This is a genomic window from Pelomonas margarita (assembly GCF_043555875.1).
Classification (GTDB): Bacteria; Pseudomonadota; Gammaproteobacteria; order Burkholderiales; family Burkholderiaceae_C; genus Pelomonas; species Pelomonas margarita.
The window spans coordinates 258,555-284,673 of the sequence record NZ_JBIGHW010000001.1 but is presented as its reverse complement, the minus strand read 5'-3'; the positions used below and the strand labels follow the sequence as shown (position 1 = coordinate 284,673).

22 protein-coding genes are annotated in these 26,119 nt (G+C 67.6%); 10 read left to right on the top strand and 12 right to left on the bottom strand.

Annotated features, from left to right (window positions below; genetic code table 11):
• Positions 1 to 107: 107 nt before the first annotated feature.
• Complete coding sequence (locus ACG0Z3_RS01290; protein ID WP_394394641.1) at positions 108 to 785, top strand: 2-keto-4-pentenoate hydratase; 678 nt, start codon at positions 108 to 110, stop codon at positions 783 to 785.
• On the opposite strand, the gene ACG0Z3_RS01285 is transcribed toward ACG0Z3_RS01290, so the two are convergent.
• The 3 genes from ACG0Z3_RS01285 to ACG0Z3_RS01275 form a co-directional block, all read right to left on the bottom strand.
• Positions 763 to 1,227, bottom strand: a complete 465-nt coding sequence (locus ACG0Z3_RS01285; protein ID WP_394394640.1) for a hypothetical protein — start codon at positions 1,225 to 1,227, stop codon at positions 763 to 765. The two genes, ACG0Z3_RS01290 and ACG0Z3_RS01285, sit on opposite strands and share 23 nt — an antisense overlap.
• Before the next feature lie 83 nt (positions 1,228 to 1,310).
• Positions 1,311 to 1,892: a DUF1294 domain-containing protein gene (locus ACG0Z3_RS01280; protein ID WP_394394639.1), complete on the bottom strand. Its 582-nt coding sequence runs from the start codon at positions 1,890 to 1,892 to the stop codon at positions 1,311 to 1,313.
• The gene (locus ACG0Z3_RS01275) at positions 1,889 to 2,764 is read right to left on the bottom strand and encodes a LysR family transcriptional regulator (RefSeq protein ID WP_394394638.1); all 876 of its coding nucleotides are present in this window, start codon (positions 2,762 to 2,764) and stop codon (positions 1,889 to 1,891) included. Before ACG0Z3_RS01275 ends, ACG0Z3_RS01280 begins: the two co-directional genes overlap by 4 nt.
• Before the next feature lie 100 nt (positions 2,765 to 2,864).
• Here ACG0Z3_RS01275 and ACG0Z3_RS01270 point away from each other — a divergent pair, with 100 nt between their 5' ends.
• The gene (locus ACG0Z3_RS01270) at positions 2,865 to 3,506 is read left to right on the top strand and encodes an NAD(P)-dependent oxidoreductase (RefSeq protein ID WP_394394637.1); all 642 of its coding nucleotides are present in this window, start codon (positions 2,865 to 2,867) and stop codon (positions 3,504 to 3,506) included.
• 27 nt (positions 3,507 to 3,533) lie between these two features.
• Here ACG0Z3_RS01270 and ACG0Z3_RS01265 read toward each other — a convergent pair whose 3' ends face one another.
• The 3 genes from ACG0Z3_RS01265 to ACG0Z3_RS01255 form a co-directional block, all read right to left on the bottom strand.
• Entirely contained in the window at positions 3,534 to 4,751 is a 1,218-nt protein-coding gene (locus tag ACG0Z3_RS01265) for a glycoside hydrolase family 27 protein (protein WP_394394636.1), read from the bottom strand.
• A 17-nt stretch (positions 4,752 to 4,768) separates the two neighbouring features.
• Positions 4,769 to 6,262: an MFS transporter gene (locus tag ACG0Z3_RS01260; RefSeq protein WP_394394635.1), complete on the bottom strand. Its 1,494-nt coding sequence runs from the start codon at positions 6,260 to 6,262 to the stop codon at positions 4,769 to 4,771.
• A 153-nt stretch (positions 6,263 to 6,415) separates the two neighbouring features.
• A complete protein-coding gene (locus ACG0Z3_RS01255) occupies positions 6,416 to 7,468 on the bottom strand; it encodes a LacI family DNA-binding transcriptional regulator (protein ID WP_394394634.1) in 1,053 nt (350 codons plus the stop codon).
• Positions 7,469 to 7,664: 196 nt separating this feature from the next.
• Here ACG0Z3_RS01255 and ACG0Z3_RS01250 point away from each other — a divergent pair, with 196 nt between their 5' ends.
• Both ACG0Z3_RS01250 and ACG0Z3_RS01245 read left to right on the top strand, forming a co-directional pair.
• On the top strand, positions 7,665 to 8,603 hold the full coding sequence (locus ACG0Z3_RS01250) for a PfkB family carbohydrate kinase (RefSeq protein ID WP_394394633.1): 939 nt from the start codon (positions 7,665 to 7,667) through the stop codon (positions 8,601 to 8,603).
• 19 nt (positions 8,604 to 8,622) lie between these two features.
• Positions 8,623 to 10,008 carry a GH1 family beta-glucosidase gene (locus tag ACG0Z3_RS01245; RefSeq protein ID WP_394394631.1) on the top strand — a complete coding sequence of 462 codons (1,386 nt, stop codon included), beginning with the start codon at positions 8,623 to 8,625 and terminating at the stop codon, positions 10,006 to 10,008.
• 9 nt (positions 10,009 to 10,017) lie between these two features.
• On the opposite strand, the gene ACG0Z3_RS01240 is transcribed toward ACG0Z3_RS01245, so the two are convergent.
• Positions 10,018 to 10,641 carry an isochorismatase family protein gene (locus tag ACG0Z3_RS01240; RefSeq protein WP_394394630.1) on the bottom strand — a complete coding sequence of 208 codons (624 nt, stop codon included), beginning with the start codon at positions 10,639 to 10,641 and terminating at the stop codon, positions 10,018 to 10,020.
• Between the two features lie 147 nt (positions 10,642 to 10,788).
• On the opposite strand from ACG0Z3_RS01240, the gene ACG0Z3_RS01235 reads away from it, so the two are divergent.
• From ACG0Z3_RS01235 to ACG0Z3_RS01225, 3 genes are all read left to right on the top strand, one after another.
• Positions 10,789 to 11,319: a CbrC family protein gene (locus ACG0Z3_RS01235; protein ID WP_394394628.1), complete on the top strand. Its 531-nt coding sequence runs from the start codon at positions 10,789 to 10,791 to the stop codon at positions 11,317 to 11,319.
• A gap of 253 nt (positions 11,320 to 11,572) precedes the next feature.
• Positions 11,573 to 12,457 (top strand): restriction endonuclease, encoded by an 885-nt coding sequence (locus ACG0Z3_RS01230; protein WP_394394627.1) that lies wholly within the window; start codon positions 11,573 to 11,575, stop codon positions 12,455 to 12,457.
• Between the two features lie 33 nt (positions 12,458 to 12,490).
• Complete coding sequence (locus ACG0Z3_RS01225) at positions 12,491 to 13,297, top strand: hypothetical protein (protein ID WP_394394626.1); 807 nt, start codon at positions 12,491 to 12,493, stop codon at positions 13,295 to 13,297.
• A 104-nt stretch (positions 13,298 to 13,401) separates the two neighbouring features.
• Here ACG0Z3_RS01225 and ACG0Z3_RS01220 read toward each other — a convergent pair whose 3' ends face one another.
• The 5 genes from ACG0Z3_RS01220 to ACG0Z3_RS01200 all read right to left on the bottom strand — a co-directional run bounded on the left by ACG0Z3_RS01220 (position 13,402) and on the right by ACG0Z3_RS01200 (position 22,825).
• On the bottom strand, positions 13,402 to 13,752 hold the full coding sequence (locus ACG0Z3_RS01220) for a group II intron maturase-specific domain-containing protein (protein WP_394394625.1): 351 nt from the start codon (positions 13,750 to 13,752) through the stop codon (positions 13,402 to 13,404).
• A gap of 34 nt (positions 13,753 to 13,786) precedes the next feature.
• Positions 13,787 to 15,328 carry a tryptophan halogenase family protein gene (locus tag ACG0Z3_RS01215; RefSeq protein WP_394394623.1) on the bottom strand — a complete coding sequence of 514 codons (1,542 nt, stop codon included), beginning with the start codon at positions 15,326 to 15,328 and terminating at the stop codon, positions 13,787 to 13,789.
• Positions 15,325 to 16,881, bottom strand: coding sequence for a tryptophan halogenase family protein (locus tag ACG0Z3_RS01210; protein ID WP_394394622.1), 1,557 nt, complete (start codon positions 16,879 to 16,881; stop codon positions 15,325 to 15,327). Before ACG0Z3_RS01210 ends, ACG0Z3_RS01215 begins: the two co-directional genes overlap by 4 nt.
• Before the next feature lie 134 nt (positions 16,882 to 17,015).
• Positions 17,016 to 20,099, bottom strand: coding sequence for a TonB-dependent receptor (locus tag ACG0Z3_RS01205; protein ID WP_394394621.1), 3,084 nt, complete (start codon positions 20,097 to 20,099; stop codon positions 17,016 to 17,018).
• 203 nt (positions 20,100 to 20,302) lie between these two features.
• Positions 20,303 to 22,825: a glycoside hydrolase family 2 protein gene (locus tag ACG0Z3_RS01200; protein WP_394394619.1), complete on the bottom strand. Its 2,523-nt coding sequence runs from the start codon at positions 22,823 to 22,825 to the stop codon at positions 20,303 to 20,305.
• Between the two features lie 270 nt (positions 22,826 to 23,095).
• Here ACG0Z3_RS01200 and ACG0Z3_RS01195 point away from each other — a divergent pair, with 270 nt between their 5' ends.
• From ACG0Z3_RS01195 to ACG0Z3_RS01185, 3 genes are read left to right on the top strand one after another with little or no spacing between them, the layout of a single operon-like run.
• The gene (locus tag ACG0Z3_RS01195) at positions 23,096 to 24,319 is read left to right on the top strand and encodes an extracellular solute-binding protein (RefSeq protein WP_394394618.1); all 1,224 of its coding nucleotides are present in this window, start codon (positions 23,096 to 23,098) and stop codon (positions 24,317 to 24,319) included.
• On the top strand, positions 24,316 to 25,206 hold the full coding sequence (locus ACG0Z3_RS01190; protein WP_394394617.1) for a carbohydrate ABC transporter permease: 891 nt from the start codon (positions 24,316 to 24,318) through the stop codon (positions 25,204 to 25,206). Before ACG0Z3_RS01195 ends, ACG0Z3_RS01190 begins: the two co-directional genes overlap by 4 nt.
• Positions 25,203 to 26,081, top strand: a complete 879-nt coding sequence (locus ACG0Z3_RS01185; protein ID WP_394394616.1) for a carbohydrate ABC transporter permease — start codon at positions 25,203 to 25,205, stop codon at positions 26,079 to 26,081. The genes ACG0Z3_RS01190 and ACG0Z3_RS01185 overlap by 4 nt, the downstream gene beginning before the upstream one ends.
• The last annotated feature ends 38 nt before the right edge of the window (positions 26,082 to 26,119 follow it).

Sequence of the window (26,119 nt, the reverse complement as noted above, 5' to 3'; positions counted from 1 at the left end):
AGCTCGACCTCGCCTGCTGCGAGGCCCTGGTGTGCGGGCCGTCGGCCCGGCCCGAATTTCACCTCAGGCGCGGGGCCAATCCGGACACGCGCCAAACACTCACCCACATGATTGAAGCACTGACCCAGGCCCTCGCCCGCTGCCACCGCGATGGCAGCCACCTGCACGCCGCCGAATGGGCCGGCGCCGTGCGCGACGAGGCCGATGCCTACGCCGTGCAGGACGGCGTGGCCCGCACGCTGGGTTGGCCGGCCACGCGCTGGAAGTCCGGCGGCGCCGGACCGCAGGGGCCGTTCAGCCACTCGCCGGTCAACCCGCAGGTCGACAGCCGCCCGCTGCTGGGCGTGGAGGCCGAGGTGGCGCTGCGACTCGGCGCCGACGGCCAGCCCGAGGCCATGTGCATCGCCGTGGAGCTGGTGGCCTCGCGCTGGGCCGAGGGCATGGACGCCCCGGCGCTGCTGCGCATGGCCGACTTCCAGAGCAATGCCGGCTTGCTGCTGGGCGACTGGCAGCCTTACCGGGCGCTGGACTGGGCCGCGCTCAGCTGGCGCCTGCACCTGCCCGGCCAGCCGGAGATCGTGCGCCGGGGCGGGCATTCGCTGGCCGACCCGGCCGGCGTGCTGCCCGCCTGGCAACGCCACGCCAGCAGCCACGGCGCCATCGCACCCGGCACGGTCGTGACCACCGGCGCCTGGGGCGGCCTGCACGCGGCCACCGAGGCGCGCGGCACGCTGGCGTTCGAGGGGCTGGGCGAGTTCGCGTTCAGCGCACCGGCGTCTCGGTGATGCCCTCGGGAGGCGGCACCGACAGCTGGCCTTCAGGCGACACCGCAAACACCGCGTCCTGCCGGACGGGCGCGGCCGTCTCGCTGGCAAGCGTCGCACCGCGGTAGAACGCAAACAAGCGCTGCGGCCGACAAGCGAAGCGCAGCTCCCCTATCCCGGCGGGATCGACCAGCAGCTGCCCCAGCGGCGTCTGGGTCAGATCCGCCGTGTGATGCGTCGTGGCATTGCGAAACGCCAGCGCCACCGTGCTGGCGCGCGGCGCCTGCGGCAATCGGGTCACGGTCAGGGTGTAGGTGCCGTGGCCGCATGTGGCGCTGTGGGTGGTGGTGACATCGGTGGCCGGTGTGAGATGCCACGTTGTCATCGTCAACCGGACCGCGCCCTGCGCCATCACCCCCATGGGCAGAGCTGCGGCCAAGATCACGGGCAGGAACGTCTTCATCGGCAGGCTTCAACGGTGGCTGAGGCGGCCGATGCTAGACACCGCAACCGCTGCGCCAACGGGGCAATATTTCCATCGCCCCGTCACCGCAACAACGGCGTGAACACCACCACGAACGCCGCGACGTTGAGCACCACCATCGCCCAATAGACACGCAGGAACGGCCGCTTGGCGCTCTTGTGCCGCAGCAGCCGCTGCGCCAGCAAGGCGCCGGGCCAGCCACAGGCCAGGGCCAGTGCGTGCAGCGTGTTCTCGGGCACACGCCAGTCGCCGCGCTGGGCGGCGCGCTTGTCCAGCCAGTAGGTGATGAAGGTGGCCATGCTCATGGCCGAGTAGAAGCCCCACAGCCAGTTGGGCACGCCCCACACCAGGCGCACGGCGAGCACGGCGGCGGCGAAGGCCGGGATGAGCAGCAGCACGTGGCCGCCGTCGCGCGGGCGCGGCGCGGCGGGCGCGCTGCGCGGGGCCAGGCCTTGCACGTCGACCGCGCGCCGCTTGCCCTGGGCGTCCTGCCCTTCGGTGTAGCGCAGCCGCTCGCCGACGAAGGGCCGGTGCGGCCGCAGCCCGAAGGCCTTGGCGTGGACGAAGCAGCGGGGCCCGCCACCGTCCGGCGTGATGAAGCCGTAGCCCTTGGCGTCGTCCCACTGCGTCAACGTGCCCTTCATCGCAGCGACTCCAGGTGAGCCTTGAGGGCCGCGATGGCGTGGCGCACCTTGGCGGGCTGGGCGTCCCGTTGCGGGGTCAACGCCCAGACCGGCAGCTCGGGCAGCGCCAGCGTGGTGTCCAGCCGCAGCAGGCGGCCGGCGGCCACGGCCTCGGCGACATCCTCGTCGCCCAGCGGCGCCAGGCCCAGGCCGGCCTCGCACAGCTGCTGCAGCGTGAGCTGGTTGTTGCTGGTGCAGCGCGGCGCCACGCGCAGATCGCTGCCCAGCAGGGGGCGTTCGGCATCGGGGCTGTCGCCCAGCATCAGCCACTGGGCCTGGCGCAGCGCCTCTGCCGTGGCCGGCACACCATGCCGGGCCAGGTAGGCCGGCGCCGCATAGAGCGCGGTGTGCACCGTGCCCACGCGCTGCGCCACCCAGGCGCTGTCGGGCAGGCGGCCAAAGCGGATGGCCAGATCGATGCGGTGGGCCACGAGGTCGGTGAAGCCGTCTTCCACCTGCAGGTGCAGCGTCAGCCCGGGGTGGGCGGCCAGCAGCGGCGCCAGCGCCGGGCCCAGCCGGCGGGCGAAGCCCACGGTCATGGCGATGCGCAGCTCGCCCTCGGGCGCGTCGCGCAGCTGCTGCAGCTGGGCCTGGGCAGCCTCGGCCGCCGCCACCATGGCCGCACAGCCGGTGTGGAAGCGAGCGCCGGCCGGCGTGAGGCTGAGCTTGCGGGTGGAGCGGTGCAGCAGCGTGACGCCCATGTCGGACTCCAGCGCCCGCACCTGCTGGCTGACGGCCGAGGTGCTGGTGCGCAACTGGCGCGCGGCCGCGGCGAAGCTGCCGTGGCGGATAACGCTAGCGAACACCGCCATGCGCTTGAGCTGGTCGAGCATGAAGTTCTTCTAAACAGTGCAGGTACTGAAGGCCGGCTTATCGACGCATTGTGAAGCCGAAACAATGGTCGCCATCGCAACCCCTCGACTGGAGAACCCCATGAACATCGCCCTGATCGGCGCCACCGGCTTTGTCGGCCAGGCCGTGCTGGAAGAACTGCTGGGCCGCGCCCACACGGTGCGCGCGCTGCAGCGCGACGCGGCCAAGCTGGCGACGCGCGCCGGGCTGACGGTGCGCTCGGTGGACGTGCTGGCCGGCGGCGACCTGGCGACCGAGCTGGCCGGTGTGGACGCGGTGGTGAGCGCCTTCAACGCCGGCTGGGCCAACCCGCAGCTGCATGCCGACTTCCTGCGCGGCAGCGATGCGATCGCGGCAGCCGCCCGCACGGCCGGCGTGCGCCTGATCGTTGTCGGCGGCGCAGGCAGCCTCTACATCGCGCCGGGCCAGCAGCTGGTGGATTCGCCCGACTTCCCGGCGGAATGGAAGGCCGGCGCACTGGCCGCACGGGAGGTTCTGACCCGCCTGCGCGCCGACACCAGCACGCTGGACTGGAGCTTCGTGTCCCCCGCCATCGAACTGCAGCCGGGCGCGCGCACGGGCCAGTTCCGCCTCGGCACTGAAGCGCCAGTTTTCGACAGCCAGGGCGTGAACCGCATCAGCGTGGCCGACCTGGCCGCGGCCATCGTCAACGAGCTGGAAGCGCCGCAGCACCGCCGCGCGCGCTTCACGTTGGGGTATTGAACAGGCCCGGCGCTCGGCCCGCGGACGTCAGTGGGTCACGGGCGAGATGCGGAACATCAGCACGCCATGCGGCGCCACCGTGCCGCCATGGCGCCCGGCGACGGCCGGGGTCTTCTTGCCCGACCACAGATCCAGCACGTCGGCCTTGAGCCGCGCCGGCAGGTCGATCTGCTCCCAGGTCACGGCCATGTCGGCCGGCTTGTCGCCGCGATTGAACAGCACGGCGGCACGGTCGCCGCCGGCCAGCGGGCGCACCCAGACCTCCAGATCGCCCTGGCGCCAAATGCGCCGCCCCTGGCGGCCCAGAGGGTCCTGGTCAACCTTGATGACCTCGGCATTGGTCAGGATGCGCCGGGTAGGCTCGTCCATGCGGGCCATGTCGTTGCCGGCGATCAGCGGCGCGGCCAGCATGGCCCACAGCGAGAAGTGGCTGACGTACTCGGTGTGCGTCATGCCGCCGTTGCCGACTTCCAGCATGTCGGGATCGTTCCAGCCGTTGGGACCAGCCTCGCTCCACAGGTCGGCGTTCATGTCGAGGATGTCCAGCATGCCGTGCGACCACTCCTTCTTGCCCTTCCAGGCATCCCAGATGTCACCCGTGGTGCGCCACAGGTGGCCCACCGGCGCGGCCCAGCGGCCGGGGCGGCTGTTGCCCCATTCGCAGATGGACAGCACGATGTCGCGACCGGACTCGCGCAGCGCCTTGGCCATGATCGTGTAAGCCGCTTCGGGGTTGCGCGGGCCGGTGTGGCACCAGTCGTACTTGAGGTAGTCCACGCCCCACTTGGCGTACTGGCGTGCGTCCTGGAACTCATGGCCGGCGCTGCCGGGCCGGCCGCCGCAGGTCAGCGCGCCGGCGTCGGAGTAAAGGCCGAACTTCAGCCCCTTGCTGTGCACGTAGTCGGCCAGCGCCTTCATGCCGCTGGGAAAGCGCTCGGGGTCGGGCTGGATGTTGCCGTCGGCGTCGCGGCTTTTCTGCCAGCAGTCGTCGATGACGATGTACTGGTAGCCGGCAGCCTTCATGCCAGAGCCCACCATGGCGTCGGCCTGTTCGCGGATCAGCTTCTCGCTGACGTCGCACTTGAACTTGTTCCACGAATTCCAGCCCATGGGCGGCGTGGGGGCGAGGTTGGGCTTGGGGGCGTCGAGCTTGAGGGTCTCGTGGCCGATCTGCGCCTGCACGGCCGAGGCGGCTGCGCAGGTCAGTAGGGCCAGCAGCGTTGGGCGCAGCCAGGACAACATCATGGAGAACTCCGTTCGGGTTAGACGGTGCCGCGGCGGGCTTCAAGCGCAGCACGGATTTCTTGCATGCGCTGCTCGGTCAGAAAGTAGCGCGACACGACGACCAGCGCGATCAGCAGGCCCACGATGGGGATACCGGACAGGCAGACGCGGATCAGGAAGATGGCCTCCTCGCCCTGCACGGGCAGCTTGGCGTCGAAGCCGGTGAAGGCCAGCACCCAGCCCGAGGTGCTGTTGCCCAGGGCCAGGCCGACCTTGCTGATCCAGGAGCCGCAGGCCGCGAACGAGCCCTCGCGGCGCTGGCCGGTGGCGAGCTCGTCGTGGTCGATGACGTCGGCCATGGCCGAGCCGTAGATGGTCCAAAAGCCCGCGCCGATGAAGGCGACGCCGCCGCTGGCGAACAGCTGCAGCCACGGCAGCTGCGGGTTGTAGAAGAACCAGTCGCCGATGAAGGCGGCGATGCCCAGCCAGAGCACCGTCATCAGTGCATTGCGCTTGCCGTAAGCCTTGGCAACCCAGCCCGCGAAGGCGATGCCGACGAGGCCGCTGACGAGGCCGGCCACACCCATCAGCGAGTTCCACTGGGTGGCCTCCACGACGTTGCCGCCGCAAACGTAGTAGACGGTCGCGTAGTAGCCCAGCAGCCCCACCATGGCCGTGGCCATGTTGTAGGTCAGCATGGTGCCCAGCATCAGGCGGAAGGGCTTGTTCTTCAGCGTGCGGTACAGCGTGTCCTTGAACGGGACGCGCTGGCGGCTCTGGGCGACAAAGCTCTCGTAGTAGCGCTCGCGCGTCAGCGAGAAGATGACGATGGCCAGCACCACCAGGATGCCGCCCAGGATGGCGGTGTAGACCTGAGCGCCCAGCAGGATGTCGGGCTTACCGTTGTCATCGTGGAAGAACCACAGCGTCGTGAACTGCGCGGCGACGAACATGCCCAGCTCGGGAATCTTCTGGATCGCGTTCTTGATGGACATCACGCGCGTGCGCTCGTGGTAGCCCGGCGTGAGTTCGGCGCCCAGGCTGTTCCAGGGCATCGCGAAGCAGCTCATCACCGGCGCATAGAGGCAGGTCGAGACGAGCAGGAAGATGAAGTACTCGGTGTCGCTCCAGCCCCGCCCGACGGCGAACAGCAGCGGCAGGCCGATGCCCGTCAGGATGCCGCCGACGAGGATGAAGGGGCGCCGCCGCCCCCAGCGGCTGCGGGTGTTGTCGGAGATCCAGCCGAACAACGCATCGGACACCGCATCCGCGAAGATCTTGATGCCCATGGCCATCGAGATCAGCTGTGGCGCCACGCCCAAGCCGATGTTGAACACATGGAACACCAGCGACTGGTAGAGCCAGTGGCCCCACATGTCGTGGAAGGAGCCCAGCCCGAAACCGACCTTCTGCGCCATCGGCACGCGGTCGTCCACGGCGTCGGCAGGCGCAGGCGGCTGCGCGGCCGGCCGGGCGGCGCGCAGGGCGTGCGGCGTCAGGGGCGCGGCGGCGCCATCGCTGTTGGCAAGCATGTCGAAGTCTCCTTGGCCGTCGGCGTCATGGCGCCAGGACAGCTCGTTTTAGTAAACAAGGAGATTTTCGTTCGATCGCCACACCAATAGAACGCGGGAAAGACCTGAGAGGGTGAGAGGCCTGCCGCGCCGGCGCCTCAAGAGATCAGCGGGTCAGGAGGAGGCCGCTGCCGCCTGGCGCCGCGACTTGCGCGCCGCCGCTGCTGCCGCCGGCGCCGCCATGAGCGAGCTTTCCCGCACCACCAGTTCCACTGGCAGCGACGCCTCGCTGGGCGCCACATCGCCCTCGATCAGCGCTCGCGCCGCCACATGGCCGAGCGCTTCCTTGTCCATCTTGACCGTGGTCAGCGGCGGCTTGCAGTGGGCGGCAGCCTCGATGTCGTCATAGCCGACGAAGCGGATGTCCTGTGGCACACGCAGGCCGCGCTCCAGGCAGTACTCGATGGCCGTCATGGCCGTGGAGTCGTTGTAGGCGAACACCGCGTCCGGCGGGTTGGGCAACTCCAGCAGGCGGCGCATCGCGTCGCGTCCGGCGTCGCGGTATTCCAGCGACGGGTCCAGCACCACCTCGTAGTCAGGGTCGAAAAGCCGCCCTGCCTCGAACAGCGCACGCCGGAAGCCCTTGGCGCGCAGCGACACCGAGTAATGCACCATGGGGCCGAAGATGGCCGCGATGCGCTGGGCCTGTCCGTCCAGCAGATGCTGCGTAGCCAGCCAGCCGCCGCGCAGGTTGTCGTCGTTGACGCAGCGCACGCCGGGGTAGAAGTGGTCCACCAGCACCAGCGGCAACTCGCAACGCCGCACCGCCTCCATCGCCTCCAGCTCGATGTAGCCGGCCACCAGCAGCGCGTCCGCCTCGTGCCGTCGCACCAAGCCGGCGATGTCCTCGCCGCCCAACACCGACATGATGCTCAGTGGCACGCCGGCCTCGCGACAGGCCGTCTCGGCGCCATGCAGCACGTAGGAATAGAAGGGGTTGGTGGCCAGCGAGCCGATGCTGCGGCTGTACAGGAACAGCATGCGCCGCGGCTTGCCGGTGCGCAGCTTGGCGGTGTCGTAGCCGAGTTGCCCAGCCACCTCCAGCACCTGGGAACGCGTCTGCTCCGACAGGCCCGGCTGACCCTTGAGCGCGCGCGACACGGTACCGATGGACACCCCGGCGGCCTGCGCAAGCTCGCGAATCGTCACCCCTCGTTTGTCGGCCATGCCGCGAACTCCAGCTGTTGTTTAGTGCCTCGATACCGGCGTGATTGTGGCACCGCGCCTCCAGGGAGCCGCCTGTAACCCGGGTGTTCCTCGCCAACGCGCCCCAGCAACTCGGCCGCGCGGGATCACCCCGTTGCCGATTGTTCACTAAACAATTATTGTTGCGGCAGCAATTTCATTCCCGCACCTTCAGCGCATGCCTTCCCGCTCCCTTGCCGTCCTGGGTGAAGCCCTGGTGGACGAATTCCATGACGGCCCGGTGGCCGGTGGTGCGCCCTTCAATGTGGCGCGCTCACTGGCGGCACTGGGCGCCGACACACTGTTCATCAGCCGCATCGGCGCCACCGATGACAACGGCCGGCGGGTGCTGGACAGTGCCGCTAACTACGGCCTGGGCCTCGGCGGCCTGCAGCGCGATGCCGTGCGCGACACCGGCCGCGTCAGTGTGCACGAGCACCCCAGTGGTGGTCACCGCTTCGAGATCCACGCCGACGCCGCCTGGGACCACTTGGATCTGCCCGCCGCCCGCGCCGCGCTGGTTGGCGCGCCGGCTGAAGTGCTGTACTTCGGCAGCCTCGCGCAGCGCCACCCGGCCTCGCGCGCCACGCTGCGCGCGTTGGTCAAGCCCTTCACCGGCCTGCGCTTGCTGGACCTCAACCTGCGCCCTGGCACCGACGACGCGCTGTTCGCCGCCGAGTCGCTGATGCTGGCCGACTGGCTCAAGGTCAACGACGACGAACTCGCCCGGCTGGCCGCGTGGTTCGACCTGCCCAACAGCCCGACAGCAGACCAGGAAGCCCGCCAGGTCGCAGCGCTGATGGACCGCTTCGCGCTGCAGCGCCTGGTGCTGACGCTGGGCGCCGACGGCTGGCGCTTCTACGGCCCCGGCGGCACGGTGCTGGCGCACGGCCCGGGTGAGCCCCAGCCTGCGCTGGTGGACACCGTCGGCGCGGGCGATGCCTTCACGGCCCTGCTGCTGGCCGGCCTGGCGCTGCGGCGCGATCTGGCCGCGACGCTGTCGCTGGCCAACCGCTATGCCGCCTTCATCTGTGGCGTGCGCGGGCCCCTGCCGGCCCAGCCGCAAGCCCTGACCCCGTGGCGCGACGCCCTGCAGGCGCTGCCGCCCTCCCCTTGACCCTGCCCACCCCCTCGACATGGCCCAGACCCACCCCGCCTCGCTCGCCGACCTCATCGCCCCGCCGGCCGACTCGCCCATGCGCAGCCGCGACTTCGTGTTCGGCTGCGGCACGTCCTCGTACCAGATCGAAGGCGCCACCCACACGGACGGCCGGCTCGAGTCCATCTGGGACCGCTTCTGCGCGACGCCTGGCAAGGTACTGCGCGGCGAGAACGGCGACATCGCCTGCGACCATTACCACCGCCTCGACGAAGACCTGGACATCCTGCAGCGCCTGGGCGTCGACGCCTATCGCTTCTCCATCGCCTGGCCGCGCGTGATGGACGCCGCCGGCCAGCCCAACGCGAAAGGCATAGCCTTCTACAAGCGCCTGCTGGACGGTCTGGGCGAGCGCGGCATCAAGGCCTTCGTCACGCTGTACCACTGGGACCTGCCGCAACACCTCGAAGACAAGGGTGGCTGGCTCAATCGCGAGACCGCCTACCGCTTCGCCGACTACGCCGACCTGATGAGCCGTAAGCTCGCCGGCCATGGCGACGTGGCGGCGTGGACCACGCACAACGAACCCTGGTGCTCGGCCTACCTCGGCTACGGCGACGGCCACCATGCGCCGGGCCTGAAGAGCAACCGCTGGGCCGCACAGGCCATGCACCACCTGCTGTTAGGCCACGGCCTGGCGCTGCCGGCACTGCGCGCCAACGCGCCGCAGGCGCTGCACGGCATTGTCGCCAACTGCGCGCCGGGCTATGCCGACAGCGACACGGCCGAGGACCGCGACGCTGCCTCGCTGTTCGAGACCTACCAGAACCGCTGGGTGCTGGATCCACTGCTCAAGGGCGAGTACCCCGCCGACCTTTGGCGGCTGTGGAAGGGCTGCGAGCCACTGGTACTGGACGGCGACATGGACGTCATTGGCCGCCCCATCGACTACCTCGGCATCAACTTCTACAGCCGCGCCGTACTGCGCTCCAAAGGCGCGGACACCATAGCCTGGGTGCGCCACGAGGGCGTGGAGCGCACGACGATGGACTGGGAGGTCTACCCGCAAGGCATGCAGGACCTGTTCGAGGCCTTCAAGCGTGACTACCCCAACCTGCCGCCGCTGTACGTGACTGAGAACGGCATGTCCAGCCACGACGGCGTGGACGCCTCTGGCCAGGTAGACGACCTGCAGCGCCAGTCCTACCTGAAGCGCCACTTCGCGGCCTGCTCGCGGGCGATGGCCAACGGCGTGGACGTGCGCGGCTATTTCGTCTGGTCGCTGATGGACAACTTCGAATGGGCCTTCGGCTACGAACGCCGCTTCGGCCTCGTGCATGTGGACTTCGAGACGCAGCAGCGCACGCTCAAGCGCAGCGCGCTGGCATATGCCGACTTCCTGCGCGAGCGCGCGGGGCGCTAAGCGCGCGCCTCAGAAGGCCACGGTCGCCGACGTGCGCACCTCGGTGCGCACGTCCGGCACGCTGAGCCATTCAAAGACGGTGTTCAGGTCCGTGATGATGGCCTCGGCCGGCACGTCCTTGCCGCCCGGCACGGGGATAGCCTCGGTCGAATGCGCGTCGCCCACCAGCGTCAGGTGATAGCCGCGGTCCACCGCTGCGTAGGCAGTGGCGCGGATGCACCAGTTGCTGGCCACGCCTGCCAGCACGAGGCGCGACACGCCGAGCGCCTTGAGCCGCGCGTCCAGATCGGTGCGGGCGAAGGCCGAGTTGTACTGCTTGTGCACCACCGTCTCGGCCGGCGCCGGCACGAAGCCCGGCGCCAGCTGCCAGCGGTCCGACCCGTAAGGCAGCTCCGCATCGGCATGCTGCACCCACAAGACCGGCGCACCAGCCGCGCGGGCCCTGGCGACCAGCTCTCGAAGATGGGCGGCCACCCGCTCGGCCTGCCAAACGCTGGACAGCAACCCCACCTGCGCGTCCACGACCAGCAATGCCGATCCCGATGCCGCACGCGGCTGCGCGGCGTGGGCACGGGCCTGGGGATGGCTCAGCACGGCCAGCAGACCCAGCAACGAGTGACGGCGAGACGACATGGGCACGGTGCTCCAGAAAGACATGGACCGGTGGCACAACGCGAATGCGCCTCACGCGCCGCCGGCCGCTGCATCGCGGGCCCGCCGAACTACACGGCCCTGTGCAAGCGTACCCGAGCGGTGGGCCGGGTCTGTTAGCGTGGCGGCATGGACCTGCCCACCTTCCGCTACCACCCCGACCCCCTGGCCACCGGCGCTATCGAGCCCCGCCCCATCACCTGCGCCTGCTGTGGCGAGCCGCGCGGCTTCGTCTACGTGCAGCCTGTCTACGCGACGACCGACCTGGACGAGAAGCTGTGCCCCTGGTGCATCGCCGACGGCTCGGCCGCAGCGAAGCTGGGCGCCAGCTTCTCCGACCCCGCACCCCTGCAACAGGCCGGCGTGGCGGCCGACGTCATCGACGAGGTGAGCCAGCGCACGCCGGGCTATTCCTGCTGGCAGCAGGAGGAGTGGCTCGCGCACTGCAACGACGCCTGCGAGTTCCATGGCGACGCGTCGGAAGACGACGTGGAGGACGCCAGCGACGCTGTGAAGGCCGACTGGATGCAGCGTTACGGCAAGACCGCCAAGCAATGGGACGCCGCCACGCGCGACTATGAGCCGGCCGGCGACAACGCGTTTTACAAGTTCGTGTGCCGGCACTGCGGGGTGGTGCGGCTGGGGTGGGATTGCGCGTGAGCTGAGTGGCAGTCATCCGCCAGAAGCGGCGGACCGCAAGCGACTGCTTTGGTCTGCATCAGCTGACTCGTTACGCGGACAGCGACGAACGGTGTTCGCCAGCAGTAGGAAGCCCATGTCTCCGGCGGATCAAGCACTTGCGGATGCCAGAAGGGCACGCATTACGCCGCACGCACCTACATTACGCAGACTGTCGACAACCGGTTAGAAATTCAAAGAACCACCGATGCCTATCCCGGATTACCAAACCCTCATGCTGCCATTGCTGAAGTCTGCGCAAGATGGCGGAGAGCACACGATGCGTCAGACAGTCGAGCGTTTGGCCGTAGATTTCAACCTCTCTCAAGAAGAGCAAACAGAGCTCCTTCCGAGTGGCCAGCAAGCGGTATTCACCAACAGAGTTGCATGGGCGCGCTTCTATTTAAAGAAGGCCGGCCTAATCGATTCTCCACGCAGAGGCTCACTCAAAATAACAGAGCGCGGCCTTTCTGTGCTTGCAAATTCTCCCACAACCATCGACAACAAATTCCTAGACCAATACCAAGAATTCAAAGAATTTCGCGAATCATCAAAGTCACCTCAAATGGTGCAGTCTCCGACATCTACGGAAGAGGAACTACAAACTCCCGAGGAAAACCTTGAGCAAGCGCACCAACGAATTCGCAGCGAACTGGCGGAAGAGCTTCTGCAGAAAATCCTTGTGTGTTCACCAGCCTTCTTTGAACACCTTGTCGTTGAGTTGCTCGTCAAAATGGGCTACGGTGGCTCGCGTAAAGATGCGGGCGAACGCGTTGGTCAAAGCGGAGATGGTGGAATCGACGGGATCATCAAAGAGGATCGTCTTGGCCTTGACACAATCTACATTCAAGCAAAGCGCTGGCAAGGTACGGTCGGTCGGCCTGAAATACAAAAATTCGTAGGCGCACTTTCTGGTCAGCGTGCCAAGAAAGGCGTGTTCATCGCAACATCTCGGTTCACCGCTGATGCAATCGAATACGTTTCGCTCATCGAAACCAAGGTGGTGCTGATCGATGGCGGGAAGCTTGCGGCGCTCATGATCGACTTCGACGTCGGCGTGTCAACGCAAGCAACCTACGTGATCAAGAAAATTGACTCGGACTACTTTGAGGAGGCATAAATTTCCAACTGTCGGTTCAACGCGGACGCCAACATGGGCAATCGCTTCGCGATTTTATGTCCCATGTTGGTGCACTGCGCACTTCGCGCTCCGGCGCCGGTTAACCTGGGCGCTAGGGTGCAAATGAAACCGTGGAACCTCAACGAGACGCGCGATCAGATCGCACGCGTATACGGGCGAGATCAATTGACTCTGGCGAGAGACAGCCTACGGTCAATCGACGATCGGCAAATTTACGCTTGGGTTCATTACCAGGACGCTGTGCAATTGATCGATCGGTACGTCAGGGAGCATCTTCTTAACTCTTCACTACTCGAAGCCATCCACGCCAAAGACGACGATTACTCGATCGAATTTGACATTTTTATTCGGAAAGTTGGAGCCCACTTCATCGCCTGCATTCAGAGCATTCACACGCTTCCGGATATTTTGGCGCACGCCGTTTACTACTCACTTGGAATTAACCTCACGACAGATGCCATGGAAGAGCGGAGCATCACAGCTGGGTCGGTCACTAGGCTCCTGGCCACCGTCGCCGATGCCGTTACCATCGGACTCCAGCTGACTCAGTTGACGAGCAGCGGATTGTTTCGGCATCTCTCGGCGCTCGCCAATCATTCGAAGCACAGGAGCATAGTGTTCCCTTTCATGAATGAAGACTGGACTGGCACGCGACCTGACCGCTACATGGTCATGTTCTCGGCATTTACGTATAACCGTGAAGAATTCGATCAAGTCGATGCCAAAGACTTCTTATCAAAAGAGAGCGATCGATGTTCACGGCTGATAGTTGAAATAGGCCACGAGCTGAACAAAGTCCTGCTGAGCCGAGCGCCCTAATCGGGTAGCCAGGGGTATCTAGCTGTCAAGCCCCCAGCCCCACACCACCCACCGTGCGGGTCCGCAGTGGGCGGTTCAACAAGTCGGCACGCTTGACGAATCCGTTATGTCGTGTAGCCCTGTGCCTTGCACCACAGCTCTGTGATGCTGACCAGGCCTTGCGCCTTCAACCACGCGTTGGACATCGCCTGCTGCGTCACCGGAGTGCGTGCCATGTGCCAGTAACCGTGGCTGCGGACCCCGGGCTGGATGGCCGACTTCAGGCTCACGCCCAAGGCCAGCAGGTGGCGTATCTTCGTGCGTGCCCAGCGCCACTGTTTCCAGTAGCACATGCGGGTGCGCCGTCGCAGCCATTCATCCAGCTCGGGCACCGGGCGGTAGTACTGGCTGATGCCGAGGAAGCACCCCAGCCAGCCCCGTACGTATCGAAAGACCTCGGCACGAAAGGCCAACATCAGCCGGTAAGCCTCGCAGCGACAAGGCAGACCTTCAAGCGCCCCGAGTCGCCACCATGCGCGCGAGGTACGCCGCATGGTCCGGCATGCCTTCAACGGTCTTCGCGATGGCCGCATGCAGCCGCTGGAAATGCGCCCGCAGCGGCGCCGCGTCCACCTGCCGCAGCAGCGGGTCCAGCCCCTCGGGCTGCAGGCCCAGTCCCAAAAACAGCGAGTACCAGGAGTCTTCGCCGAAGCTGTCGCGGTCCAGGATGACGACGCGGCCGTTGCGGCGGAAGGTGTCGATCTGGTGGGCCAGCGTGTCCGGGATGGACATGCCACGGCAGTAGCGCCAGAACGCGCTGTCATCCCGGTGGGTGAGCTTGTAGTGCAGGATGATGAAGTCGCGGATGGACTCGTACTGCCGCGTCATGCGGCGGTTGTACTCGTCCACCAGGTGGGGCTCGCAGCGGCGGTCGGGGAACAGCTCCACCAGCGCGCTGATGCCGTGGATGACCAGCGACAGGCTGGTGGACTCCAGCGGCTCCAGGAAGCCCGAGGACAGGCCCACGGCGACGACGTTGCGGTCCCAGACCTTGCGGCGCAGGCCGGTCTTGAAGCGCAGTTGGCGCGGCTCGCCCTGGGGCGCGCCGTCGAGGTGGCTCATCAGCACGCGGCTCGCGTCCTCGTCGCTGATGTGGGCGCTGCTGTAGACATGGCCGTTGCCGGTGCGGTGTTGCAGCGGGATGCGCCACTGCCAGCCGGCTGAATGGGCGGTGGAGGTGGTGTACGGCGTGAGCGGCTGCACTTTCTCGCACGGCACGGCCTGGGCGCTGTCGCAAGGCAGCCAATGCGTCCAGTCGTGATAGCCGGCGCGGCACACGCCTTCGATCAGCAGCGCGCGGAAGCCCGAGCAGTCGATGAACAGGTCGCCCGCGATGCGCCGGCCGTCGGCCAGCGTGACGGCGGTGACGAAGCCGTCGCCGGGGCGCACGGACACGTCGACGATGGTGCCCTCCTCGCGCTGCACGCCGCGCGCCACCGCGTAGTCGCGCAGGTAGGCGGCGTACAGGCCGGCGTCGAAGTGGAAGGCGTAGGAGAACGCGTTGGCGGCGGACGGCGGGCCGGCCTCGGGGGGCGCGAAGCGGTTGTGGCGAGCCATCATGGTGGCGACGGACCACTCCTCGTGGCTGGCCATGCCGCCCTCGCGCGCCAGCCGCAGCCAGTGCGCCACGGACGAGCGGTTGACGATGGCTGGGCCGAAGCCGCCGAAGCCGTGGAAGAAGCGGTTGCCGACGTAGCCCCAGTCCTTGAACTCGATGCCGAGCTTGAAGCTGGCCTGCGTGCGGCGCATGAAGTCGGCGTTGTCCAGGCCCAGCGCGTCGTTGTAGGCGCGGATGCTGGGCAGCGTGGCCTCGCCGACGCCGACGGTGCCGATGTCGGCGGACTCGATCAGCACGATCTCGCAGCCCACCGGGTTGGCCGGGCCGCCGGGCGTCGAGCCGAACACCTGGGCGAGCGGCGCGGCACACATCCAGCCGGCGGAGCCGCCACCGACGATGACGATGCGGCGGATGGCAGAGGTGTCGGGGTTCACAGCGGCGTCTCCAGCGGGGCGGCCTGCGCATGGCGCGCAATGAAGGCGCCGTGGTCGGGCATGGCATCCACCGTTTGGGCGATGGCCTGGCGCAGGCGCTGGAAGTGCTGGCGCAGCGCGCGCTCGTCGATCTGCGCCAGCAGTGGGTCGTGGCGCTCGGGCCAGAGCCCCAGGCCGAGAAACAGCGACACCCAGGAGGGCTCGGCAAAGCTGTCGGGGTCGAGGATGGCGACACGGCCGCTGCGGCGGAACAGCTCGATCTGGTGGTGCAGCGTGTCGGGGATGGGCATGGCCGCGCAGTAGCGCCAGAACGCGCTGTCGTCGCGGCGAGTGAGTTTGTAGTGCAGCACGATGAAGTCACGGATGGACGTGTACTGCTGGGCCATGCGGCGGTTGTATTCGTCGGCGAGGTGGTGGTCGCAGCGGCGGTCGGGCCATAGCTCGATGAGGCGGCCCACGCCGTCCATGATGAGCTGGATGCTGGTGGACTCCAACGGCTCCAAGAAACCCGAGGCCAGGCCGATGGCGACGACATTGCGGTCCCAGGCCTTGCGGCGCATGCCGGTCTTGAATCGCAGCTGGCGCGGCTCGCCCAGCGCAGCGCCGTCGAGGTGGCTCATCAGCACGCGGCCAGCGTCCTCGTCGCTGGTGTAGCCACTGCAGTAGACGTGACCGTTGCCGGTGCGGTGCTGCAGCGGGATGCGCCACTGCCAGCCGGCGCTGCGGGCGGTGGACGTCGTGTAGGGCGTCAGCGGCTCGACGCGGGCGCAGGGCACGGCCTGGGCGCTGTCGCAGGGCAGCCAGTGCGTCCAGTCGTCGTAGCCGGCCTGGCAGACGCCTTCGATGAGCAGCGCGCGGAAGCCCGAGCAGTCGATGAACAGGTCACCCTCGATGCGCCGGCCGTCGGCCAGCGTGACGGCAGTGACGAAACCGTCGCCCGGGCGCACGGACACGTCGACGATGGTGCCCTCCTCGCGCTGCACGCCGCGCGCCACCGCGTAGTCGCGCAGGTAGGCGGCGTACAGGCCGGCGTCGAAGTGAAAGGCGTAGGTGTAGGCGTTGGCGGCCGAGGCGACGTCGCCCTCGGGCGGCATGAAGCGGTTGCGCATGGCCATCACCGTGGCGGTGGACCAGTGCTCATGGCTATCCATGCTGCCCAGGCCGTGCAGGCGCAGCCAGTGCAGGATGGACGAGCGGTTCTGTATGGCCGGGCCGAACTCGCCGAAGCCATGGAAGAAGCGGTTGCCGACGTGGCCCCAGTCCTTGAATTCGATGCCAAGCTTGAAGGTCGCCTGGGTCTTGCGGATGAACTCGGCGTTGTCCAGGCCCAGCGTGCGGTTGTAGAAGCGGATGGTGGGCAGCGTGGCCTCGCCCACGCCCACGGTGCCGATGTCGGGCGACTCGATGAGCACGATCTCGCAGCCGGCCGCGTGATCGACCGAACCCATCAGCTGCGCCAGCGGCGCGGCCGTCATCCAGCCGGCCGTGCCGCCGCCCACGATGACGACGCGGCGCAGCGCGGTCGGCGTGTCCCCCGGTTTGTTTGTCTCCATGAACGTTCTCTTGTCTGCGGTTCTTCCGCGCGTGAACACTACACAAGAAAAAGGCCCGACACCGCAGTGCCGGGCCTGGCGCAGACCGGGGCAAACCCGAGCTACGCAGCGCCTTGGGGGCGCGTACCGATGCCTCAGTACGTCAGGCGCGCCGACAGCGTGTAGCGCGGGCCCGATGCAAACCAGGTGCGGCCCATCATGCCGATGTGCTGCTGCATCAGCTGCTTGTAGACCGAGTCGGTCAGGTTCTGGCCCTCGAACGCGAACGTCAGATTGTTCGTGAACCGGTACTGCACGCCCATGTCCAGCTGACCGTAGTCAGCCGTCCAGATCGGCAAGCCCAGCGGCATGTTGTTGCGGCCGTACTGCGGACTGCTCGGGTTGGCATTCAGACCATTGGTCTGGTTGGGACCGGTGTTGTCCGGGAAGGCCACGCCGTTCAGGTACTTGCCGCGCCAGGCATAGGCCACGCGCGCCGAGATCGGGCCATGGTCATACAGCAACGCCAGGTTGTAGGCCTTGCGAGACAGGTTGGGCAGCGGCAGCGCACCGTAGGACTGGCCGTTGGTGTCGCAGCCGTTGACGAACAGGTTCAGGTTGGTCCCGTCCGCCGTGCTGCTGCACCATGCGGCGCCCACCGAGTTGTAGCGGCTCTGGCGGCTGTCCACATAGGTGAAGTTGGCCTGCACGCCCAGCCCCTGCAACAGGCCGGGCAGCCCCTCGAAGTAGTGCTGCACGGCCATTTCCAGGCCGCGCGCCCAGCCCTTGGCGCCGTTGACCTTGGTGGAGTAGACGAAGTCCCACACCTTGCCCGTGGTGTCGGCCGCCTGCACCAGATCCACCTGGTTGACGATGACGTCCTTGAGCTGCTTGTTGAAGGCCGCCACCGTGATCGAGCTGGTCTTGTTGATGTACCACTCGGCCGACAGGTCGAACTGGTCGGACTTGACCGGCTTGAGCATCGGGTTGCCAAGCGCAGAGCCGCGGTTGCGGTAGTCGTCGATAAAGATGTCGCGCTTCTCCGGCGTGTTGCCCACGGCCGGCGTGACGACGGTGCGCAGGTTGGCAGAACCGGCCAGCAACTGCAGGTTGGGCTGCAGGTCGCTGAAGTCCGCCCGCGCCAGCGCCTTGGCGAAGGCGAAGCGCAGCTGCATGTTGTCCTTGAGCTTCCAGCGCAGGTTCAGGCTGGGCAGCACGTCGGTGTACTTGTTGTCGACCTCGATCGGGCGCAGGTAGTTGGTGAACGTCGGCACCGGCAGGCCTTGCAGCGTCCCGGTCCCGATGGTCGTGGCCGTGTAGCTCAGCGACTGGGAGCCCGTCGTGTTGTAGTCGGTGTTGACCACGCGCAGACCCACGTTGCCGTCCACCGGCACGTTCCACTCGTCGAAGCCGAAGCGCAGCTGCGCGTAGGCCGTCTTGGTGGTCTCGTGCTGCTTGTTGCTGTTGGGCGAACTCTCGTCGAACGGGATGGGCTGCCAGGATGCGGCGCAGTTGCGGTTGGTGCCCAGTTGCGCCTTGTACTCCTCGCACAGCGTCGTGTAGTAGCTGTGCAGGGTCTTGTACGAGTCAGGGTAGTTGGCCGCGACGGCCATCTTGGGCAGCACCAGCGACGCCACCTGGTTCTTGCCGTTCATGAAGTTGTTGAACGACTTGACCTGAGTTTCACCACCGAAGCGCGACAGGTAGGCCAACGAGCGGATGGGGTGCCAGTCCCAAGTCTTGTCGCGCGCGCCCGCATCGAACTCGGCGGACTGCCAGGTCTGCGTGACGGCCTTCCAGTTGTAGCTGGGGTTGCTGACCTGGTTGTTGACGTCGCGATCCGTCAGGCGCAGGCCCACGCGCAGGTCGTGCAGCACCGGGTGGTCGAAGTTGTACTTGATGTCGCCCTTCCAGGCCTTCTGCGTGGCGCGGCTCTTGTCCAGGTGCTCCATCGTGAAGCCCCAGTAGTACTTGGACGGATCGGCCAGATAGGCACGGTCGGTCGCATCCAGAACCAGCCGCGGCATGCCGCCGCTCAGGTCCACGGTCTCCTTGGGCATGTTGATGCCGGTGGCAACGGTGGAATCGATGGCCGCCGTGGTGGAGTGGATGAACTGGAAGTCGTTGGAGATGCGCAGCGCAGGTGTGGGCGTCCACACGACATTGAACGTCGTCTCCTTCGTCAGCGAATTGCGCTTGGAGAAGCGCGTATTCGCGTTGAAGGGGATGCCGTTGTGACCCGGGTCAGTGATGGTGCCGCTCAGCAGCGCGCCGTTACTGCCCCACTTGGCGTCGGCCCCCACGATGGACGTGTACGGGTCGGCCTGGCTGTCGATGGAGCTCTCGTCCCAGTAGAAGTTGTACTTGGAGCGGAAGTGCGTGATCGCGGCCTGCAGGTCGTCCTTCTTCCACTGGCCGGCCACATAGGTGCCCTGGCGCTTGCGGTCAAAGGCCAGCGAGCGCCAACCGATCGCCTTGGGGAACCAGTGGTTTCCCGCCAGCGGCTTGTAGTAGGCGTTGTTGTCAGCGTCAGACCGGCTGGTGTCGCGCTCGACGGCCAGGAAGTACGGGTCCACCGACATGCCGTCGGTGCGCGTGGCGCTCTTGGAGTTGGCCACATGCGCCAGCAGGCCGAACTTGCCGTAGTCGGTGTTCCAGGTGTTGGACAGCAGGCCGGAGATGGTCGGCTTGGTGTTGTCCGCCAACTGGTTCTTGGTGACCGACACGCCCAGGCCAGCCTTGAAGCCGTTGTAGTCGAAGGGCAGCGCGGTGCGCAGATTCACCAGGCCGCCGATGGCGCCTTCGATCTGCTCGGCCGAGGGGTTCTTGTAGACGTCCACGCCGGCCATCAGCTCGGGCGGCACATCCTCGAAGCTCAGGCCGCGGCCGCCGTTGGCAGCGAAGCTCTCGCGACCGTTGAGCTGCGACGAGACATAGGTCAGGCCGCGGATCAGCACGCCCGAACCCTCGACCGAGAAGCGGCCCGGGTCGCCACGCGCCATCACGCGGTCCATCGTGACGCCGACGATGCGCTGTAGCACCTCGGAGACGGAGCGGTCCGGCAGCTTGCCGATATCGTCCGCAACGATTGAATCGACGATCTCGTCGGAGTCCTGCTTGAGCTTCTGCGCCGACTGCAGCGCCGCACGCTGGCCGGAGACGACGACGGTCTCCAACTGCTGCGACTTGCCCGGCGCAGACGCCGCCGCTGCGGGCGCCTGCTGAGCCATTGCCGGCATCGCCAGGACCATCAAGGCCTGGGCTGCCGCCAATGACAAGGTTGTCTGTCTGAAATGTCTCATCCTGGTTGGCTCCTCTTTGGTGGGAAACATCGGCCCTCATGAGCCTGATGCCGTGGTTGGCGGCCCAAGGCCTCAACCTGTTTTGATAACGTTAACAATTCCATTGCCCGACCACATCGGGACAATCAACCACAGGGGATTTACCCATTCCTCCTGAAATTGACCTCCTCTAATTGCCATGAGGTCATTCGGCGCACGGCGTGGTCAACGGCGACGGCCTGCAGATCAAATGATTGCGCTATCTCGCATGCAATGGCGCGCGCCGCGCCCGGCACGAGATCGATGAAGTTGTCCGCCAGCACCAGCCCGTTGCCAGACAGCCACAAGCCTTTCACGGGCCTGTCTGCGGTGAGCAGCAACTGGCCGCCATCGAGGGCGATGTCCAGGCGCGCGCCACCCAGGCTGTAGAACTTGAACGGCTCGGTCCACGCGCAATCACGCGCCTGCTCGCTGCCATCGGCCGCCAGCGCGCGCAGCTCGGCAACAACCGGCTCGTCAAACAGGGGCAGCGCCTGCACGACCTCCCCGCTGCAGCCCGCAGCCACCCTTTGCGGCAGCGCCGCGCTGGCCAGCGGGCGACCATCCATCGCGAACACGCGCAGTTGCAGGTCGACCGACGCATCGGCCCGGCTGCCGTTCATCACGGCCAGCCGCGCCTGCCCCGCCTCCAGCCGCACGGCGACGGCCAGCGGCGCCAACGCCCGCCGCACCGCGTGCCAGGCTGGCTTGGGCGTGCCGGCAGAGTCAATCAGCGCCCAGCTCGTCACCGGCCAGCAGTCGTTGAGCTGCCACACCAGCGCCCCGCCCACGGCGCGCGCGCCCGGGCGCTGCCAACGGCGGCGAAAATCCTGGTACGCCACGCGCATGGCCTCGGCCTGCACGAACTGCGTCGCGTACACATGCTCGGCCAGCGTGGGGCCCACGCGCAGGTTGTCGGCCTGGTAGACGGCCAGCCGGCGATGGCCGTCCGGCCCCGCAGCCGAGCCTGCCTTGTTGTGCCACTGCACTGTGCGGCTCTCGGGGAAGCGCTCCTCCTCGGGCAGCACAGACTCGAACAACGCCAGCGACGGCATCGACTGCATGCCGAACTCGCTGACGAAGCGGGCCTGCACATCGCCGTAGCGCTGGTAGGGCAGCATCTGCTGGTGCCAGACCTCCCAGCTATGGCGGTCGCCCACCGTCGCGTCGGAGGACGAGACGCCGTCGCCCGGCGTGAACGGGCTGCCCGGCCAGTAGGGGCGGTCCGGGTCCAGCGCGGCGCAGACCTCGGGCAGCAAGCGCTCGTAGATCGCCCGCGCCTCGAAGCGCTCGGCCGGAATACCCGGGCCGGCCAGTCCCTGCGACTCGGCCAGCATGTAGTCCTCGTTGTTGCCGCACCAGAGCGCCAGGCAGGCATGGTGGCGCAGCCGCTTCACCTGGGCCTGGGCCTCCGCGCGCACGCTGGCCTGGAAGGCCTCGTTGGCCGGATACAGCCCGCAGGCGAACATGAAGTCCTGCCACACCAGGATGCCCAGCTCGTCGCAGGCCTCGTAGAAGGCCTCATGCTCGTAGACGCCGCCGCCCCAGATGCGCAGCATGGCCATGTTCGCGGCGGCGGCCTGCGCCACGCGCTCGCGGTAGCGGGCCGGCGTGATGCGCTCCAGCAGGCTGTCGTCGGGAATCCAGTTCGCGCCACCGGCAAAGAAGTCCCGGCCGTTGACCTCGAAGTGGAAGCTGCGCCCCGCCTCGCCGGCCACCTCGTCCTGCACCAGGCGCAAGCAGCGCAGCCCGATGCGGCGGCGTTCCTGGGCCAGCACCTGGCCGCCGTCGTCCTGCAGCGTCGCCACCAGCGTGTACAGCGGCTGACTGCCCAGGCCGCGCGGCCACCACAGCTGCGCGTCGGGCACCGCCAGCGTGGCCAGCGCAGGGCCGGCTGCCGGCACCGAGCACAGCGCCACGCTGCGGCCCTCGGGGTCCAGCAGCTCGAATACGCAGCGCGTGCCGGCCCCCGCCAGCACGGCACTGACGTTCAGCGTGGCTGCCCGCTGCACCACCGCCACGTTGGCCCGGCATTGCAGCTCGGCAATGCGGCCGGAAGCGCTGTCACGCCGCACCGCGCGCCACGGGCCGCAGGTGACAAGCTCAGGGCCCCAGTCCCAGCCGAAGTGGTACTGCGCCTTGCGCGCATGCAACCGTGCACTGTCGCCGTTCCACAGCGCGCGCTTGCCATGCACCGCCTCCACCTTGCGCGCCTCGGCAAGCGCAGGATCGAAGCACAACAGCAACTCGTTTCGCCCGGGCCGCAGGCGCTCGCGCACGTCGACACGCTGCGGCACGAACATGTTGTCGGTCTGCAGCAGCTGCTCGCCGTTCAGCCAGACGGTGCAGTAGGTGTCCAGACCCTCGAACACCAGCTCCTCGCGCGCAGCCAGCTCTCCACCGTCGAAGGCCAGCTTCCACACCCAGCGGCGCTCGGCCACCCAGCGCACGTCCAGCTCGTTGCGGCCGTAAAAAGGATCAGGGATTCGACCGGCGGCCAGCAGCGCGCCATGCGCCGTGCCGGGCACGGCGGCGGGCAGCCAGACGTCGGCAGGCAGCGCGGCCAGCGCCGCGCCGTCCACGCCGGCAGGCGCCTCGGCCAGCCACCAGCCGTCATGCAGGTCAATCAGTCGTTGGGAAGTCACGTCAGGAGCAGTCGTCAAGGCGCCGGGGCACACAACAGGAGACGCGCGCCCGGGGGCTTCGACTCGTCTCCTGCCTTGCCACAAGCAAAGCTAAACATTGTTTTGTTGCGCATTCTGTTTCTCTACATTTGTGATCGCACTCGGGGATACCACCGATGTTTTATGGACAACACACCGCTCGACAGCGCGCAACTTACGACCATAATGAAATAAGTTTAGTAAACAATGATGAAACAACGTGAGCTTGCCGCCCACGCACCCGCCGCTGCCATGAAGGCCCTGCTCGCCCAGACGGCGCTCGCATTCCTGCTCGCCATCACAGCCCCGCGGGCAGAAGCCGCACGCCTCGTCATCTGGATGGTGGGCGACGACAAGACGCCACAGGTCATGCGCCCCGCCGTCCAGGCCTACCGCGCTCGCCACCCCGGCGTGACGGTCGAGGTGCGCGACGTGCCCTGGGCCGACGCGATGACCAAGTACTCCGCCGCACTGGCCAGCCAGCGCGGGCCGGACCTCATCACCGGAAGCACCTCCTACGCCATCGCGCTAGGCGCCAAGGGCGCGCTGGTCGACCTGGCCGAGGCCGCACCCGACCTGGCCAGCCAACTCACCCGGCACGCCAACCCCGGCGCCCTGCGCGCGCTGCACCGCGCCGACGGCCGCCTGTTCGGCGCGCCCTTCGACATGCACGTGCAGCTGCAGTACTACCGCAGCGACCTGGTACACGCAGCGCCGGCCGACTGGGCCGGCTTCCTTGCCACGGCCCAGGCGCTGCACGCCCGGGGCCATGGGGTCGCGCAGCAATGGGGCAACACCAGTTGGCTGGGCTTCTATCCCTACCTGCGCCAGGCTGGCGGCACGGTCTACGACGCCGGCTGCACGCGCGCCGTCATCGACAGCCCCGCGGCCGTGAGCGCCCTGACCTATTACGCCCGCCTGTACCGCGAGCTGAACGCGCCCACCGACGGCTGGCCTGACGCCGACGGCGGGCTGGCCAGTGGCCGCTACGGGCTGATGCAGTCCGGCACCTGGCTGCTGTCGCGCATGGACATGGTCCATAAGGGCCTGGCCGGCAAATGGGCGGCCGCTGCACTGCCCGCCGGGCCAACGGGCCGGCGCACGGCGGTGCTGGGCGGCACGGTGCTGGCCATCACGCGCTTCTCGCCGCAGCGCGCGCTGGCGCTGGACTTCATGCGCACGGTCTACCAACCCGACGTCACGCGCCGCATGGCTGAGGCGGCGCTGGCACATGGCGGCATGTGGCTGCCCTCGGGCCGGCAGGACCAGATTGCCCATCTGCCGCTGCCGTACCGCGACGCGCTGCTGACCCAGCTCGCCGACGCCGAGGGCCCGCCGCCCTGCCCGACCTGGATGCGCCAGGACTACCTCCTCACACGCGCCGTGCAGCGTGTCGTGCTGGCCGGCGGCGACCCGCAGGCCGAGCTGCGCCAGGCCGCCGCCGTCATGAATCGAGCGCTGGAGGCGCAGCGATGAACAGGGTCTGGCAACGCCACGGCCGCGACATGCTGCTTGTAGCGCCCTTCTTCGCGCTGTTCGGCCTGTTTGGCCTCTGGCCCGTGCTGCGCTCCGCATGGCTGAGCCTGACGGACTACCACGCGACCGAACCGCCCGTCTTCGTCGGCCTGCGCAACTACGCCGAACTCTTCGCTGACGAGCGCTTCTGGATGGCACTGGGCAACACCGTCACCTACATGGCCTCGGTGTCAGCCATCGCCGTCAGCCTAGGCCTGGTGCTGGCGCTGAACTTCGGCAGCCACTCGCGGCTGCACCAAGGGGTGCGCGTGGCCTTCTTCCTGCCGGCCGTGGCGGGCGGCGTCGGCGCCATCTCGGCCTGGAAATGGCTGGCCAACTCCGAGGCCTATGGCCTGTTCAACAGCCTGCGCGCGGCGCTGGGGCTGGAGCCCGCCCGCTTCCTCGGCGACCCGGCGTGGACGATGCCGCTGCTGGTGATGGTGGGCGTTTGGTCGGTGCTGGGCTACAACCTCGTCATCTTCGTGGCCGGCCTGCGCGCCATCCCCGAGGAGCTCTACCAGGCCGCAAGGCTGGACGGTGCCTCGCGCATGCAGCAACTGCTGCACATCACCCTGCCCAACCTGCGGCCCACGCTGGTCTACGTGAGCCTGACCGGCATGATCGCCAGCTTCCAGGTCTTCTACGAGCCCTACCTGCTGTACGGCGCGGTGGACACGGTGGGCGGCCCGCTGGACTCGGCGCTGATGCTGGTCACCTACCTGTTCGACCGCGGCTTTCGTCACCTCGATCTCGGCCTGGCCTCGGCCGCGGCTTGGGTGCTGACGACGTTGCTGTTCAGCCTGACTTGGCTGAACCTGCGCCTCATCGGCCGCGAGGGCCGGCGATGAGGTGGGCCGCGCTGCTCAAGGCTCCACTGTGGCTGCTGGTGCCGGCCATGCTGCTGCCCTACTACTGGATGGCCATCGGCGCGTTCAAGTCGGTGATCGAGTTGCTGCGCCAGCCGCCCACGCTGTGGCCCGACGCCCCCACCACACGCAACTTCCACAACCCCGAGTGGGCAGGCACCACGGCCGATCCGGAGCGCCTGGCCGGCATCTTGCAGGTCAGCGTGGAGGGGCATGGCTTCCTGCGCTTTTTTGCCAACAGCCTGCTCGTCACCGTCTTCGTCACCGTGGTGAGCCTGCTGGCCGCGTCGCTGGTGGCCTTCGTGCTGACCAAGCGGCCCTTCCCCGGCAGCCGCTGGCTGTTCCGCGCGCTGCTGCTGGCCATGATGCTGCCGTGGGAAGTCACGATCGTGCCCAACTTCGTCACGGTGGCGCAGCTGGGCTGGATCAACAGCTACGCGGCGCTGCTGGTGCCGGGGCTGGCCAAGGCCTTCGTCGTCTTCTACTTCCGCCAGGCCCTGCTGGCCGTGCCCGATGAGTTGGTGAGCGCCGCCACACTGGACGGTGCCGGCACGCTGCGCATCTGGTGGAGCGTCGTGCTGCCCATGCTGCGGCCGGCGCTGGTCGCCATCGCCATTCCCGTCGCGGTGGGCGAGTGGAACAACTTCCTGTGGCCACTGCTCGTCGTGAACGACGCGGCCACACTGACGCTGCCGCTGCAACTGAGCAAGATGGCCGGCGACCTGAGCTTCAACCCGCAGTCGGCCGCCGTGCTGATGGCCGGGTCGCTGCTGGCGTCGCTGCCGGCCATCGTGCTGTTCCTGCTGTTCCAGCGGCAATTCGTGGCCGGGCTGCAGGCCGGCGCCACCAAGGGTTGAAAAGATGAACTGGTTGAAAGGATGGGGTTTGGCCTTGT

Excerpts from the sequence above, each read along its gene's own strand:
- ACG0Z3_RS01265 (WP_394394636.1), bottom strand. The coding sequence starts at position 4,751 with ATGATGTTGTCCTGGCTGCGCCCAACGCTGCTGGCCCTACTGACCTGC.
- ACG0Z3_RS01230 (WP_394394627.1), top strand. The coding sequence starts at position 11,573 with ATGCTGCCATTGCTGAAGTCTGCGCAAGATGGCGGAGAGCACACGATG.
- ACG0Z3_RS01260 (WP_394394635.1), bottom strand. The coding sequence starts at position 6,262 with ATGCTTGCCAACAGCGATGGCGCCGCCGCGCCCCTGACGCCGCACGCC.
- ACG0Z3_RS01255 (WP_394394634.1), bottom strand. The coding sequence starts at position 7,468 with ATGGCCGACAAACGAGGGGTGACGATTCGCGAGCTTGCGCAGGCCGCC.
- ACG0Z3_RS01245 (WP_394394631.1), top strand. The coding sequence starts at position 8,623 with ATGGCCCAGACCCACCCCGCCTCGCTCGCCGACCTCATCGCCCCGCCG.
- ACG0Z3_RS01190 (WP_394394617.1), top strand. The coding sequence starts at position 24,316 with ATGAACAGGGTCTGGCAACGCCACGGCCGCGACATGCTGCTTGTAGCG.
- ACG0Z3_RS01220 (WP_394394625.1), bottom strand. The coding sequence starts at position 13,752 with ATGTTGGCCTTTCGTGCCGAGGTCTTTCGATACGTACGGGGCTGGCTG.
- ACG0Z3_RS01210 (WP_394394622.1), bottom strand. The coding sequence starts at position 16,881 with ATGGAGACAAACAAACCGGGGGACACGCCGACCGCGCTGCGCCGCGTC.
- ACG0Z3_RS01285 (WP_394394640.1), bottom strand. The coding sequence starts at position 1,227 with ATGAAGACGTTCCTGCCCGTGATCTTGGCCGCAGCTCTGCCCATGGGG.
- ACG0Z3_RS01270 (WP_394394637.1), top strand. The coding sequence starts at position 2,865 with ATGAACATCGCCCTGATCGGCGCCACCGGCTTTGTCGGCCAGGCCGTG.
- ACG0Z3_RS01280 (WP_394394639.1), bottom strand. The coding sequence starts at position 1,892 with ATGAAGGGCACGTTGACGCAGTGGGACGACGCCAAGGGCTACGGCTTC.
- ACG0Z3_RS01250 (WP_394394633.1), top strand. The coding sequence starts at position 7,665 with ATGCCTTCCCGCTCCCTTGCCGTCCTGGGTGAAGCCCTGGTGGACGAA.
- ACG0Z3_RS01185 (WP_394394616.1), top strand. The coding sequence starts at position 25,203 with ATGAGGTGGGCCGCGCTGCTCAAGGCTCCACTGTGGCTGCTGGTGCCG.
- ACG0Z3_RS01205 (WP_394394621.1), bottom strand. The coding sequence starts at position 20,099 with ATGCCGGCAATGGCTCAGCAGGCGCCCGCAGCGGCGGCGTCTGCGCCG.
- ACG0Z3_RS01290 (WP_394394641.1), top strand. The coding sequence starts at position 108 with ATGATTGAAGCACTGACCCAGGCCCTCGCCCGCTGCCACCGCGATGGC.
- ACG0Z3_RS01275 (WP_394394638.1), bottom strand. The coding sequence starts at position 2,764 with ATGCTCGACCAGCTCAAGCGCATGGCGGTGTTCGCTAGCGTTATCCGC.
- ACG0Z3_RS01240 (WP_394394630.1), bottom strand. The coding sequence starts at position 10,641 with ATGTCGTCTCGCCGTCACTCGTTGCTGGGTCTGCTGGCCGTGCTGAGC.
- ACG0Z3_RS01225 (WP_394394626.1), top strand. The coding sequence starts at position 12,491 with ATGGGCAATCGCTTCGCGATTTTATGTCCCATGTTGGTGCACTGCGCA.
- ACG0Z3_RS01195 (WP_394394618.1), top strand. The coding sequence starts at position 23,096 with ATGAAGGCCCTGCTCGCCCAGACGGCGCTCGCATTCCTGCTCGCCATC.
- ACG0Z3_RS01235 (WP_394394628.1), top strand. The coding sequence starts at position 10,789 with ATGGACCTGCCCACCTTCCGCTACCACCCCGACCCCCTGGCCACCGGC.